Here is a 15,249-nt window from a genome sequence, read left to right on the forward strand (position 1 = left end):
ATGAAAACACCTAATTTTATACATAACAAAAAACCAGAGAAGCTAGCTTCTCTGGTTTAAATATATTTTTTAAAACTGTCAACCTATTTTAGGACGACTCAGTCAAGTAGAAAACTTCGTCTACTTTTTACACTTTTATTACTCTCAACCACTTCTTCTTTTACAAAAATACTAGAATCGTTTTTCTTACCTATATAATCAAGTTCGTTAAGTTTTTTGAATAATGATAGCATTAACTTGGTAAAAGATGCTGTTTTTTCTAATGAAATATTGATATCTGTATGAACATAATTTAAATCAATCATATCTATCAATACATTTTCAAATGCACCTTGGTTTAAATCACACCAGTCAGTTAAGTAATTTAATAAGGCTTCTTTTCCAGTACCTGTAAAAACATCTAGTCCGCTTTTAATAGTTCTGGCTAAATTTATTTGCTTAGTTAGCATTACAATAGGAGGTTCGTGTTTATCAATCAACCTAAAATCAGTAATACAGTTATTTAAATATTGCATGGTACGCTCACAAACGTGTTTTACCATATGCGCTAGATCATTTGTTTGTTTTTTCTGATGAATCTTTTGAATAATATGCATACAATAGGCTTCCATCTGGTTAAAGAAATAACCAAGTTCAGTATAGGTAAATTGTAAATCCTCATGACTTTGTATAGAAGAACACGGAGGAATAAAGCTCTCATATAAAGTAGGTACATCATTTACTAAAATAATTTTACCAATTGTTATATGATACAGACCTAACTCTTTTAAGGTAACTTCAGAGCTAGGCAATACACTTAATTTATATTCCGGCAAGGTAAAAGGATGCCTTGGTGGTTCTTCATTAGGGTCTGCGTTTCCAACAGGAACAGGATTGTAAGGATTTGCAGTTAATACTACATACCATTCTTCCTCTTCTTTGTTTAAGGTATATTGATGTTTTAAAATATAGCCTGATTGTTCTAATAAATCACGTGTATGATTGGTAATGTATATTAAACTCCCACCTAAAGTAATAGCAATACAACTGTTTACAATTACTTCAACAGAATCTTGACCGTCTAAAGAAATAGACACATCAATAGCTTTTTGATCGTCACTAAAAACAGGTAATATTCCAAAATTAATCGGACTCAGTGTTTTTTTAACACTTCTTTCTACTAAAGAAATTAATGAATTTTCTGAATCAATAAAATGAGATTTATTAATCTTCATTCCATCAACCCAATTCACTCTATATTTTGCTTCTTGTATATTCATTATTTTCTAGAGTTTATAGTATGTATTTGCTTCTTTTAACGGTGATGTTGGTAATACAGTTATTACTATCTTTAAACAATTTTACTTCTTTAATTTTTACATTTTTAATCTGAATTAATTCGCAAAATTGTAAAAAAGTTGTTTTTTCACCGTTAACAATAATTGGCATATTTAAATTACCACACAAATAATCTTTAAAAGAGTCTACAGATAACTTTTTTCTAGAAACCAGAATTAATTTATTTTTAAATTGATTATCACTAATGTTAGGAGCTGTTTTTGGGCCGTCATTTTTTAGTACAGGAGCATCGCCTTGAGAGCCTAACGGCTTAGTATCTGGAGCATCTTTTATTTGTTTACCAATGGTTCTAGTTACAGAAGTAATTTCATCTCTAGTATCAGTATTTTCAATAGGTAAAACCTCTATTTTTTTACTAGTTGCGTGTTTAATATCACCATTTACTACTAGTGACACTGTTTTTAGACCATGAGTTTCATAAACGTAGCTCGCTACTTTATTTGTAGAGTTTGCACCAGCTGTTTCTCCAAAACGCCATTCCCAAGTACTTGCATTAGGTGTTAAATCTTTGACAACTAATTGTTCTCCTACTTTTATGGTAGCTGGTAAATTAAACCTAGCAAGTTTGGTAGAATCAATAATAAAAGGTTTTGCTTTTACAATTACTTTTTTCTGTTCAAAACAAATACCGTTTACAGTTAAACTTACGGTGTATTCTCCTGGTTTTCTAAATACATGTAAGGCGTCTTTGTTATGAGAAACCTTTGTGCTATCACCAAAATCCCATTCCCAAGCACTAGCATTTTTGGTTTGGTCTACAAATTTAATTAGTTTCCCTTCTACTAATTCATCAGCTTTTATATCAAAAATAACTTCTTTGCACGGTGTGAATTTGGTAGCTCTGTAGGCTAAAACAGAAGCAGAAATTAAAAAAGTAATAATAAAAAGTCTAATAACCATTTTGTCAATATGGTTTGACATTGTCTTGTTCATAACTAAGTTTTTTAAGAGTCAATTTTTTTTTCAAATATAAAGTAAAGCATAGAAATCAAAAATTATTTGATAATTGATCGTAGAAAAACAATCAACTTTAAGAGCTTCATTTTATAGCTTTTTTTGGCTTACTAAAATTAATAAAAATTTTGAATCCAATAATTACCAATTACTTACAAAAACTAACTAACAATCATAAAAAAATGACACTTTCTAAAATAATAACATCTACATAGCTGTTTTTTTAATACATTTATTCCAGAAAAAATTGCTAAAACTGAAAAAATACTATGACCTTTTCTTCAAAAATAGAGGAGGCTGTTCACATTGCTAAGTCAATTGCAAAAGAACATTCTCATAAAGAGTATTCATCATCTCATCTATTGAAAGCGCTATTGCATAAAAATATTGGTATGATGCCTTATATAGAAAGTATAGGACAAGACCCATACTATATTGAAGAATGGGCTGAGGTTAGATTAGAATCACTGCCTAAATCTTCTAAGATAATGGAAGATATTAAAAATGATAGTTCTATTGATGCAGTTTTTATTGAAGCAGAAAGTTTAACCCATAAAATAGGTGTAGATGCTGTGGATGAACTTTGTGTTTTAACCGCTTTAAGTACACCAGGCGTTGGATTTACTTATGAGCAGTTAAAAACGTTTCCGTTAACGCCAAGTGAAATTATTACGAACGTTGCAAGTAACGGAAATACTGTTTTAGACAATGTTGTTAAAGATAATACCACTTCAAATAAAACCAAGGAAACTTTAAAGTTATTAGCAACTTATTGTGAAAACAAAACTGAAAAGGCCATTAATGAAGAGTTGGAGAGAATATATGGTAGAGATGTAGAGCTTAAATCAATTGTAGAGATTTTAGGACGTAAATCCAAACCAAACGTATTAATTTTAGGAGATCCCGGTGTTGGAAAAACAGTATTGTTAAATGCTTTAACCTATGCTTCTTTAGGTAATACTGTTCCTGCTCATTTTAAAAATGCGCATATTTTTGAGTTAAATTTTATCAATTTAACATCTGGAGCCGGATATAAGGGAGAAGTAGAAGATAGGTTAACAAAGGTGATAGATGCCATTAAAACTTTTGAAAAGCCAATACTTTTAATAGATCAATTAAATAACTTAACTAATAAAAATGGTAATAATGAAGGTATTGTAAATATCTTAAAAGCCGAGTTAGTAAAAGGTGAAATTACCATTATTGCAACAGCTACTAATGACTCTTTTAGAAAGCATATTGAGGTAGATGAAACACTTGCTAGGCAATTTGAAGTAGTGGCCTTAAAAGAGCCAAGTGAAGAAGATGCTTTTAGAATGATAAAAAATACAATTTCGTATTACACCAATTATCATCAATTAGCTATTGAAGATGAAAGTATTCAAGAAGCCATTAGGTTAGCAAAACGTTATAATAAAGAACGAAGTTTACCAGATTCTGCAGTAGATTTAATAGACAGAACAATGTCTGCTACAAAATTTATGATAGAAACTTCAATACCGCAAATAGAGAGTCTTTCAGAAGAAATAAAAGCTTTAGAAGAAAAAGGATTGGAGGAGTCTGAAGCTTTAAAAGAACAACTTTGGATGTTTGTACAAATAAAAAATAGGTTAAGTTATTTATTATTTGGAGAACTTAAAGAAGAAGATTATTACAAAGAAGTGTCTAATGCATCAGCTGGTTTTAAAAAATTACATGAAATTTTAAATAGGTTAAAAGAAATTGCTTTACAAGAAAAAACAGAACTTCTAAAAAATGATATTGCTTTAACCATAGCACATAAAACAGGTATTCCGGTAGGGAAACTTCAGTCTGATGAAAAAGAAAGACTGTTAACAATGGATGCTATTTTAAGAAAACGTGTAATAGGTCAAGATCATGCCGTAAATGTAATTACAGATGCCATACTTGAGTCAAGGTCTGGTTTAAGTAAACCAAACCTACCAATAGGGTCGTTCTTTTTCTCGGGACCAACAGGCACAGGAAAAACAGAATTAGCAAAATCATTAGCAGAATTTTTATTTCAAACAGAAACATCAATTATACGTTTTGATATGTCTGAATTTAAAGAAGAACATTCTGCAGCTTTATTGTATGGTGCGCCTCCAGGTTATGTTGGTTATGAAGAAGGAGGATTACTGGTAAATAAAATTCGTCAAAACCCATACTCAATAGTATTATTTGACGAAATAGAGAAAGCACATCCATCAGTTTTTGATATTTTCTTACAAATTTTAGATGAAGGAAAATTACATGATAGGTTAGGGAAAGAAGGAGATTTTTCTAACGCAGTTATTTTATTTACTTCTAATATAGGTAGTGATCATATAGTTTCTTCATTTAATAAAGGTATTATTCCAAAATCTAGTGATTTATTAGAAATGATGGGGAATCATTTTAGGCCAGAATTTCTAGGAAGATTAACAGAGATAATTCCTTTTTCACCAATAACAGAAGATAATATTACCAAAATATTCAAAATACAGTTAAAGAGTTTATACCAGGCGTTAGAAAAGCAAGAAATAACGTTAAATATAAGTGATGACGCCATTGAACTTTTAGCAAAAAAAGGATTTACACCAAAATATGGTGCTAGACCTTTAAGAAATGTTATCAGAAATGATCTAAGATCACCATTATCTAAAAAAATTATATCAGGAGAAATAACAAAAGGAAATACAGTAGAATTAAGTTTAGATGAGAGTAATAACTTGGTTTGGAGTGTGTAACCTGTAATTATTTATATTTATACAAAAACAAAAAAATAAACTACTATGAGTGATAACACGTACGGATTAGGAGGCACGGAAGTAAGAAGAGAGTCTATTGAAGCCCTTCAAGAAATACCTCAAAACAGAACTTTATTGGTTGAAAAGTTAACAGAATTTCCACCTGTTAAGCCAAAAATGATTGAAGGATTAAAAAGTATTAATGAAGCTTTTGAGCATTTTAGTCCAAGTGTTGAAATGACTTTTACAGATAGTGAAGGTTTAGAATCAAAAGAAACTTTAAATTTTAAAACAGTTGGTGATTTTGGAAAGAACGGAATTACTAATCAAAGTGAATTTTTAAAAGATTTAGACACAGAAAAAGAACAGTATTTAAAAGTTGTTAAGCAACTAAAAAGTAATAAAATATTACGTTTAGCTTTAGCAGATCCTGAAGCAAAACAAGCGTTACTAGATACTATTGGAGGATTGTTAGAAGAGTTAAACGATAAAAACTAAATTACTATGGCAAAGGCACAGCAACTGCAAGGCGGACAATTAGCAGAGAAAGTATTAGAGAATAGTGAAAAGCTTGCAAAATTTGGAGGGTATGATTTAGTTGAAGCAACTATTGATGGTTCTCAAAACTTAAACCCTGAAAGAAAAGCTAGAAAAAAAATATTTTTAACGGAGAGTTCTAAGAAATTGGAAAGAAAAAAAGTTAAAAAAACACTAGAAATCTGGAAAAAAATTTTAGAAGAAGGAGGGGAAGATATCGCTAAGATGATTGATGAAGCTCAAAATAAATCTGAAATTGCTCATGAGACGCTTGAGAAAAACGTAGGAATGGCAATTGAGCAAACTAGAGACTTAGAAAGGTCTTACAGATCTTTAGCATTATTTTATAAAAATACAGAATCAGATAAAGTTAAAAACTTAACTATTTTAAATGCAGATCCAGAACAAATGCGTGATTTAGATAATACACGTTTTATTGATGCTGTATCTGAAGAGTTAAAAGATAATTTTGATCGTTTAGATTTAAGAGATAACTACGGAATATTAGTAATTCCTGGTTACCTAGAAAATAACGCTGTTATAGAAAAATGGGCAAAAATTGCTTATGATAATAAGGTAATGTTAATTACGGATTTTGAACATTTAGATGAACCAGATGATGTTATGGAAATGTTTGAAGCCGCTAAATTAACTGGAAGCGATAATTATAAGTCAAATGTAATGATGACCTGTAATTGGTTAGTAGGTAGAGGTAGATTTGATGAGGTAGGCGAGGATGAAGATTTATTTGTGCCACCATCACCAGCATTAGCAGGTAAAGTTTATAAAACCCTTATGTCTCAGGTAACTGCAGGTAAAAAACATGGAGGGTTAAATGAGGTAACTGGTGTAAAATTCGATTTAAAAAAATCTGAAATATCTCAGTTAGAAAAAATGGGATTAATTCCTATGGTTAACGAGTATGGTAAGGTAATGGCTTTTTCAGCTAAAACATTATTTAATGGTGACAATTTAGGACTACAAACTTATTCAGTAGTTCGTGTTTTTGATTATGTAACAAAAGTTTTAATGGATTTCTTAAACAGAAGAGCTTTTGAAAACTTTAATGCAAGAACAAGAAAAGAGTTAATGAACCAAATTGTTAAGTTTTTAGATAATATTACTGGTCCAGATAAGTTAATTGAAGACTTTACAATTAAACGTTTTGAACAAGATCCAAATCAGAAAGATAGAGTTTATTTAGATGTTCATATGAAACCATATTTTCCAGCGAAGAACTTCCTAATTAAAATGGATGGTCAGAAAGGTGATGACGGTACAGATTGGGATGCTGAATACGAACAACAATAATTAATTGTTTTTAGTTTATACATTATCAAAAAAGCTATTCAATAAAAATGAATAGCTTTTTTGTTTATAATATTTAGTTTACAGGAGTTTCTTTATTACAAGCACATCGAAAACCTATATTCCCATCAATTAAATTAGGATCTCTACTTCCTCTTAAATAGGTTGAATTATATAAATTATGAAATCCACGTACCACTTTTTCTTTGTTTAGATCTATGGTATCAAATCTTGGATCAGTTACAGGACCTTCATAAGCCCACATGTAATCATTAGTCCATTCAGGGCGTCCACCAGACATGTCATAAATTCCAAGTGGGTTAGGAGCAAAAGAACCTACTTTTTTATTTAAGTCATAATTTCTCTTTACCGTGTAGCTACCAACAATTTTGCCATTATCTGTTGCGTGAAAAACGTTTTTACCTCTACTTCGTGCAGCAAATTCCCATTGTGCTTCTGTGGGTAAATCTAAAGGAAGGTTTAATTGTTTTCCCAACCATTGACAGTATTCTTTTGCAGTATACCAGGAAGCTTTCTTGGCAGGACAGCTGTCACAGTAACCTTCTACAGTATCTCTGTAATCAGGGGCCATAATTTCGAGTCCATTTTTTTTACGAAATAAATCATATTCTTTCCATGTTGTTTCGTATTTGCTTATAGAATAGCTACTTAACGTAACTTCATGTTCGGGAGCAATAGGAGTATTATTTTCCCCCATGATAAAAGTTCCGCCTTCTACAAATACAAAATTTTCTTTGGCTTGGTTAATAATTTGTTGTTCTTCTTTACTTAATTGAGAGGTGCAGTTTATATATGTAATCATACATAAAGTCACACTAATTCTTTTTAAAATTGTTACGATGCTTTTGTTTGCCATAATTTTTTTAAACCGGGTATATTTTTAATATGATTTTCAACTGCTAACCAGTCATCTGTGTCAGTTAATAATTCATTTTGTAAAAATTGTTTACTTTCTTGAATTCGTAATAAACGACCTACTGAATTAGCTACTGTTTTGTCATACGCTTGATATCCTTTTCCATCAGCGGTTTTCATTGCCATATGTTCCATAGCCTCTTGCCATTCACGCGCATGTTTCATAGAAAATAAAATAGTTTTAGCAGCTTCTTCAAAATCACTATAAGCATCACTACCTAATTTATTAACTACTGTATCATATACTTTTTGAACGCCTTCAAACATATATTGATTATACTTATATTCTGCTAATTGATATAACATTCGTCCTTTTACTTTAGGAGGTACGTATTGAAGCATTTGTTTACCTTCACCCTTAATGATATTTTGAGCCATATTTTCAGTATTATTTCGATTAACTTTATACTTATTAAAGTCTTCAATTAAATCTAACCCTTTTTGTAAAATACCAAATCCAAGAGCGGCGTTGTGTAATAGAGCTGCAGTACCAGCTTTAAAAAACTCATCTTGTTGCCACAATTCATTTATCCAAGCAATGTACAATTCATAAACATTTATACTTGATTCAGTTTTTGTTCCATCTGTATTTGTTTCATTTTCAAAGATATCTAAGAAATTAAAATCTTTGTCCTCAAGTTTTTTGTAAACTAATACAGCAAAATCATATAACTGCATAACACCAACAGAAAAAGATAAAGCACCTCCGCCGCCAAATCCCCAAGTAGCGTTAGCTTTTAATTTAACCTGAAAAGTACCCGTTGTGCTATCATATCCAATTTTAAACTCACCTTCAACTCCAACACCAGCAGTTCCTGTTAAAGCACCTCCAACACTAGCTAGTTTGTTGAATTTTTTTTCAGAATCATCAGGATTATCCCACTCCAAACCAACACCTATAGATCCTTGGATTTTAGCACCAGCAAAAGCAGAACCTTTTCCACCTGCATCAGCACCAAACAAAGAGATGTCTGTAGAAGGATTATTTTTATTTTCATCTTTAGCTACAACAACCCCATTTTTATATTCGGTTTGTTTGTCTTTGGTTTCTTTTTTCTTACCAACTAATTGGGCAACACCTTTATAAGTATTAACTTCAAAGCTTGTAGATAATTCTACTGAAGCTCCTACAAACGCACTCGTATTTCCTTCAACATGCATTCGTCCTTTACCTAAGTCAATTTCTTCTTCTACTTTTTTAGTTTCACGAACACTTTCTGTAACATTTAAAGAAACACGTCTATTTGCAGCTATTTTCCCTTTAACTTCTTCTTTTAATTCTTCTTCCCCTTTACTAATTACAGGATAAATGTCTTCATCTACATAAAAATATCTAAAATCTTTTACTCTTACTCCACTAACTTGTCTTAAAGCATAATGTTGCATTCTTTGGAAATACAATATAACTAAGTCTCTATTAGATAAATCTTGAATATTTGGAGTGTCTTGTTTGCTAGATAATAAATCTTGAAAAAACGTAGGGCTGAATAAACTTTTAGTCTCAAGGTTGATACCAGAAAATTTTACAGGTCCAGGCATTTCTTTTTTATAAAAATATTTTTGGGAAGCCAATGCTACTTTTTGAGCTAAATCATCTTCAATTTTACCAGTATTACTAACTGGCAAATTCATAACTTTTTCAAAATCTTCATCAGGGAAGGTAGACATATAAAGTGCAAGTTCCATCATTTCTCTTTCTGGAGCTCCCCATTTGTTTTCATCAAAGTTTTTTACCCATTGAGCATGGTTATTAGTAAAAAAAGCATGTACAGCATGCGCTCTATTATAACCTAAAGCTTTATTGTATGCAGTGCTACCCGAACTATCTGTATGGCCTACTACTTGAATTAAAAATTCTTTTTTAGCATCAGATTGTTCAATTTTTCTAAAATTTAAGTTAGCTACTTGCTCGGTAATACTTTTTATATTTTGAGGAAGTACTAAAAAAGAGTCATGTACAAACAAAGGATTTGTTTCTAACAACTCTGTTTCGGCAACTTTTTGAAAACTATATGTTTCTTTTCTTACATCAACTTTAAAAGCCCATGCTGCTCCAGCCTCATGCGGTAAGTATAGGTTGATACCAGCAGAGGCTTCTGCTAATGAAAACTGTGCATCACCTTTATAGGCAACTTTTGCTTTTCCTTCTTTAAAGTTAAACTCAGCAACCCCTCCAGCATTGGCAGTATAGCGCATTAATTGTGCACCTGCAGTAGCATTAAAGTAAGCAGGAGGTAGTTTTTGATCATTTATAAGTTTTATTAGTTTTTTTCTATCAGATAGATTTAATGGGATTTTAGGATAACCTGTAGTTACTTTGGAAACAAATTTTTTATCAGTATCCTGCCAAAGATTTTTAATTCCAAGCATTGCTTTGTTCCAGTGATAGTGATCAAATTCATTTTCTGGCTTTTCTAATAATTCAATAATTTGATCTCTTTTATTCGTTTTATCAGAAATTGATAATCTTGCATTTTCATTAACATATTTAGAAAAGCTATCCACAACTTCACTTACTTCATCTCTTATTAATAAATTACGAATAGCATCATTTTTGATAAATCTTTTAATTCTCCCAAGTTTAAGAGTGCCTTCTTTTTTATCTACTTTACCAAAATCCCATTTTTCAGTCATTTCCACTCTAACTTTTTTTAAAACTTCAATAACTTTACTGTTTTTTTCTTTTTTATCTGATTCTTTTTGCTTTTTTAATTTATCATCAGTAGTACCATCATTACTATCAGTTAATATTTCATAAAAAGCATGATACATAGTTTTAGCTTCTGCAGAGTTATCAAACATATTTGTTTTGAATCTAAACTCATTGAAAGCATTATGTTTCGCTTTTGTATCTCTTACCTTTACAAGGTCTTTTACAGATATATGGTATGTTTTTTTGCTAATTGCTCCTGTGCACTCAATTAAGTTTTTAAAACTACCTAGTTTTACTGGGTTAGTATCTTCTTTTTTCTTCTCATTACCTTCTTTGTCATTACTATCCTGGTTACTATTTGAAGTATCAGTATCATTTTCATCTTTAAAAAGTTGTCTTATCTCTTCATGAATTTCAAGTATTTCTTCATTTAAAGCATTGAAAGCTACAGGATCTTTTTGTGCATTTTTTAATTTTTCTTTTGCAATAGCTAATTTCTCTGAAGCTTTTAAATATTTTTCTGTTTCTTTATTAAATACTTCAAGTTTCTTAACATCTAACGCCCAAAATTCAGATACGCGTTCTTCATTTTCAGGGTTTAAATCTTTATTAATTGCTGGAAAAAATAATATTTCTTGAATTCCTTTTCCTGTTCCTTTAACTGAGGCTTTCGCTTGTTTAGTAGGATCTTCTTGTAATAATACCGTTGCCATTTTTTTGTTTTTATTTATGCAGTTACAGTTTTTTGCTCTTCTGCAGTTTCTTCTTCTTCAGAGTTTTCAGCTGTTTCGTAATATACTTCTAATTTTATTTTTTGTAAATCAGCTTTGATTTCCAAATCTTCAAGTAAATCATTTTCTAAATGTTCTCCATTAAAAGAAAAATCAAATTCATCATCAGATAAATCAATATCAACCAGTTTACCAATACAGTTTTTAGACTGTATTTCGAGATAAATAACATCTTCGTAAAATTCTGTTACTTCATTTCCATCTTCGTCTAAATACCTTAATGATATTATTTCAGGTTCTTCATCTTCTATAGTAGTAGCTGCTATTTCCTCAAAAGGATTATTTTGATTCCAGTATTCTTGAATAATTAACCCTTTAATTTTCATGATGCTCCAGCCAATTTCTACTATCATGTGTAATGGTAAATTATCATCATGATCAAAATTTTCTCTTAATCCAATAATATGAGCTTCGGCAAATTCAATTTTATACAAAGTGCTAAATCCGTCGCGCTTGTAAAAAACGATTTCACCGTCTATTATATTGTTAGGAGAAAACATGTTATGATAAAAAAAACTGTCATTTCCTGTGCTTTCTACAGTAAAAAATAAACTGTTACCAATAGGTTTGGTAGTTGGGCGCCCAGTAGTGTCAAAGTATTGAGAAAAGGTTTGTTTTACTTGTAGTAAATTTCTTTCTTCTCCATTAATAAATAGTTTGGCTTTAAAGCTACTCATAGTTATTTATTTTGCAATTTTTTAAAGAAACTATTAATGTATCCATTTCAAATACAACAATCTAGGTGAAGGTTGGTTGTAAGATGATTGGCTGAAACACAACTGTTTGTTGGCAGATGTTTTCTTTTTCAATAGTATTTTATAGCAGGTTAAATATAAATAAAAATCATATTGACTATTAGTAGATTATGAGAAATTGTATGAAAAGCAATTATTGTTTATAGTAGGTTGAAATATTTGTTTTTTTGTTGATTTTTGATATAAAAAAACTGGTATTAAAATACCAGTTCTTTAATTTTTTGAGTTATTTTTTTACCAATATCGGTTGGGTATGATTTATCTCCCATAAAAACATCGGCCATTGCTTCACTAAAACGTTGACCGTATTTTTTCAGCATGATATTCCTGATTGTTTTTTGTTCATAAAACCATTTAGATAGCCATAAACCTGTTTTTATTTCAGGTATTAACTTTTTATTTATTTTTTCTAGGTATAATTTTTCTGCTTCAACACTATTTAGTTCTGCTTCTACAATACTTTCTGCAGCTAATAATCCGCTGTAGATAGCATTAGAAATTCCTTCCGCAGTAATAGGATCTGCAAAACCAGCTGCATCACCTATTAAAAACACGTTATTTTTTACAAATCCATCAGTTCTAGGCGCAACAGGGATTTGAAATCCATGTTGTGTTTGATTTATGATTTTTTTAATTCCTAAAGTTTCAAGGTATTCGTTGTAAAACTTTTTTAAATTGATTTTAGTTCTTCGTGCCGATGCAACACCCAATGATAAATGATTTTTTTTAGGGAAGCTCCAAGCGTAACCAAACGGGATAGCATCAATATCAAAACGAACTTCATTTTTTAAACGTTCATAATCTTCTTCAGATACTTCAACTTCATATTCTAAAGCGGGTATTAATTTTCGGGTATCTGTTGTCCATCCAGCTAATTTGGCTGTTGGACTTAAAGCGCCATCTGCAGCAATAACAAAAGAAGCAGTAATACTTTGTTTAGAAGTAGTAATTTGTATTTTTTTATCTGAAAAGTCTAAGTTTTCTACTTTATGATCTTGAAGTAAAGTAACTCCCAATTCTTTGGCTTTTTCAACCAGTAAATTGTCAAAAGAATCACGCATAACCATACTTATGGTTGGTTGCTCTCTGTGTGTTCTAAAATGTAAAGATTCTCCAAGGTAAATATCTACGGTATGAAATTCTTTTTCTACAATTTCAGAAATATCAAACGGTAAATTTCTTCTTCCTCGGTACACAAAACCGCCTCCACAAGTTTTATAACGAGGTAAAGTTTCTTTTTCTATAATTACGGTTTTAATACCGTTTTTGGCTAAATGAAAAGCAGCAGATGCTCCCGAAGGTCCAGCACCAATAATCGCTACATCAAAGTGATTCATAGTTAGTTGTAATTTTCGCTAATATAAACATTAGTTCCAATTTACACGGGTCATGATGGGAAAGTGGTCTGAGTATTTGTGAGAATATGTTTTAAAACTATTAATTGTAGCTCCAGTATCTGTTAAAATAAAGTCAATTCTCATTGGGAAAAAATAGTTAAATGTTTTACCAAAGCCATAACCAGCCTCTGTAAAAGCATCTTTTTTATTGTATGATATTTGATTGTAAACCCATGAGTAAGCAGTATTATTAAAATCGCCACAAATTACTGTTTTACCTTTCCAGTTTTGCTGGTGTCTTAAAAATACTTCTGTTTGCGAAGCTTGTTTTTGAAAACCGTCAGCTAATCGTTTAATTAGTTTTTCGGATGTTTCTTCGCCAAAATTCTCTTTTGTTGGGTTAATTTTTAAAGATTGTAAGTGTATGTTATAAATTCTAATAGTGTCTTTTCCTTTTTTTACATCAATAAAAATGGCATTATTAGCACTTTTAGAAAAGTTAAGTGAGCCTTTATTTATTATTGGAAACTTTGATAAAATAGCTAATCCAAAATTATTTTTTTTGCTTGTAGGAACAAAATATTGGTATTTGTAAGAAAACTTTTTCTGTTTAGTGTCATGAAACTCTTGAATTGCTAAAATATCTGGTTGTTTTTTATTGATGAATTTTACAATCTTATCAGCAATACTATCATCATCAATCCATTTATATAAGTTAAACATTCTCACATTATAACTCATTATTTTAGTATCGTCATTTAAATTGTCTTTTTTACCAGAAATTTTAATAAATGGTGAAGAAAATACAAGTCCAATACCAATGACTACAGAAGAAAGTATAAAGTGTTTTTTTAACTTTAAAATCCAATAAATAATAAATAAAACATTACAAATAATAAGCAAAGGAACAGCTAAACTTAATACAGAGAATAGTGGAACCGTATTAGGAGAAATATAAGGTAAAAAATAGGCCAACATTAAAAGCGTAGCCAATATGGAGTTAACAAAATATAAGAATTTGCTAAATAAAGATGATTTTTTGTTGGTAGTCACTAATTTTTCCCTTGTTTAAATAAAAATTCTTTTTCTGCCTTAGTTAAAGCATCATAACCAGATTTGCCAATTTTATCTAAAATAGCATCAATTTTCTCTTGGTTTTCAGATTTGCTATTTTTTACAAAGGCTTTATTTCCTGATTTATAAACTGTTTTTAAAGGCTTTTCTTTCTTTTTAAAAATATTTTTTAAGGGGTTGCTAAAAGAAAGTGTTTTATTACTGGCATTGTGTACATATAGATAGCCAAATAACGCACCACCTAAATGTGCTATATGTCCACCAGCATTACTAACAGGAATTTGAATAATGTCTACCAAAATCCAAAAAGCAGCTAAATGCCAAAGTTTAATGTATCCTATCAAAGGTATTTTAACCTGATAGTTGGGCATGTAGGTGGCAATACCTACAAAAATTGCAGAAATTCCTGCAGAGGCACCAACTAATATATTGTTATGCGGCAAATTTTTAAAAACAGGAAACGCATTGTAACTGAGTAAAAAAAGGATTCCACCTACAATGGTTCCATACAAATAAAAATTTAATAATTGTTTACTCGTAAAATATTGAACAAACAAATTACCAATAAAATACAATGCTATTAAATTGAAAAGTATGTGTAAAAATCCGCCATGCAAAAAGCCGTAGCTTACAATACTCCAAGGTTTATATAAAAAGCTATCTAAATCTGCCGATAACGAAAACCACTGAATTAAAAAGTTAGTATTAGATTGAAATAAATATCCTAAGGTGTTAAACACAAACGTAGCAATAAAAACACAAAGATTGATGTAGATGAGTTTTTCTACAATTCCAGCATTTTGAAATCTGTATTTTAATGTGTTTAATTCTTTCATA

General features: G+C 30.3%; 11 protein-coding genes. 3 read left to right on the forward strand and 8 right to left on the reverse strand.

Annotated elements, in window-relative coordinates:
• Window positions 1–98 precede the first annotated feature (98 nt).
• A complete protein-coding gene (locus ACFQ1U_RS03770; protein ID WP_386105475.1) occupies window positions 99–1,259 on the reverse strand; it encodes a hypothetical protein in 1,161 nt (386 codons plus the stop codon).
• A 13-nt stretch (window positions 1,260–1,272) separates the two neighbouring features.
• Entirely contained in the window at window positions 1,273–2,271 is a 999-nt protein-coding gene (locus ACFQ1U_RS03775) for a PKD domain-containing protein (RefSeq protein ID WP_386105477.1), read from the reverse strand.
• 290 nt (window positions 2,272–2,561) lie between these two features.
• Here ACFQ1U_RS03775 and ACFQ1U_RS03780 point away from each other — a divergent pair, with 290 nt between their 5' ends.
• From ACFQ1U_RS03780 to ACFQ1U_RS03790, 3 genes are read left to right on the forward strand one after another with little or no spacing between them, the layout of a single operon-like run.
• A complete protein-coding gene (locus tag ACFQ1U_RS03780; protein ID WP_386105479.1) occupies window positions 2,562–5,021 on the forward strand; it encodes an ATP-dependent Clp protease ATP-binding subunit in 2,460 nt (819 codons plus the stop codon).
• A 45-nt stretch (window positions 5,022–5,066) separates the two neighbouring features.
• Window positions 5,067–5,519, forward strand: a complete 453-nt coding sequence (locus ACFQ1U_RS03785; RefSeq protein WP_386105481.1) for a hypothetical protein — start codon at window positions 5,067–5,069, stop codon at window positions 5,517–5,519.
• A gap of 6 nt (window positions 5,520–5,525) precedes the next feature.
• Entirely contained in the window at window positions 5,526–6,869 is a 1,344-nt protein-coding gene (locus ACFQ1U_RS03790; protein ID WP_386105483.1) for a DUF5458 family protein, read from the forward strand.
• 73 nt (window positions 6,870–6,942) lie between these two features.
• Here the strand turns inward: ACFQ1U_RS03790 and ACFQ1U_RS03795 are convergent, their stop codons facing one another.
• The 6 genes from ACFQ1U_RS03795 to ACFQ1U_RS03820 form a co-directional block, all read right to left on the reverse strand.
• Window positions 6,943–7,743: a formylglycine-generating enzyme family protein gene (locus ACFQ1U_RS03795; protein WP_386105485.1), complete on the reverse strand. Its 801-nt coding sequence runs from the start codon at window positions 7,741–7,743 to the stop codon at window positions 6,943–6,945.
• Complete coding sequence (locus ACFQ1U_RS03800; protein ID WP_386105487.1) at window positions 7,722–11,168, reverse strand: OmpA family protein; 3,447 nt, start codon at window positions 11,166–11,168, stop codon at window positions 7,722–7,724. The genes ACFQ1U_RS03795 and ACFQ1U_RS03800 overlap by 22 nt, the downstream gene beginning before the upstream one ends.
• Window positions 11,169–11,182: 14 nt before the next feature.
• Window positions 11,183–11,923, reverse strand: coding sequence for a type VI secretion system tube protein TssD (gene tssD, locus ACFQ1U_RS03805; protein WP_386105489.1), 741 nt, complete (start codon window positions 11,921–11,923; stop codon window positions 11,183–11,185).
• 275 nt (window positions 11,924–12,198) lie between these two features.
• Entirely contained in the window at window positions 12,199–13,338 is a 1,140-nt protein-coding gene (locus tag ACFQ1U_RS03810) for an NAD(P)/FAD-dependent oxidoreductase (protein ID WP_386105491.1), read from the reverse strand.
• 30 nt (window positions 13,339–13,368) lie between these two features.
• Window positions 13,369–14,331: an endonuclease/exonuclease/phosphatase family protein gene (locus ACFQ1U_RS03815; RefSeq protein WP_386105493.1), complete on the reverse strand. Its 963-nt coding sequence runs from the start codon at window positions 14,329–14,331 to the stop codon at window positions 13,369–13,371.
• Window positions 14,332–14,390: 59 nt separating this feature from the next.
• Window positions 14,391–15,248 (reverse strand): rhomboid family intramembrane serine protease, encoded by an 858-nt coding sequence (locus ACFQ1U_RS03820; protein ID WP_386105495.1) that lies wholly within the window; start codon window positions 15,246–15,248, stop codon window positions 14,391–14,393.
• Window position 15,249: the final 1 nt, after the last annotated feature.

Source organism: Tenacibaculum geojense (genome assembly GCF_042676005.1).
GTDB classification, from domain to species: Bacteria; Bacteroidota; Bacteroidia; order Flavobacteriales; family Flavobacteriaceae; genus Polaribacter; species Polaribacter geojense.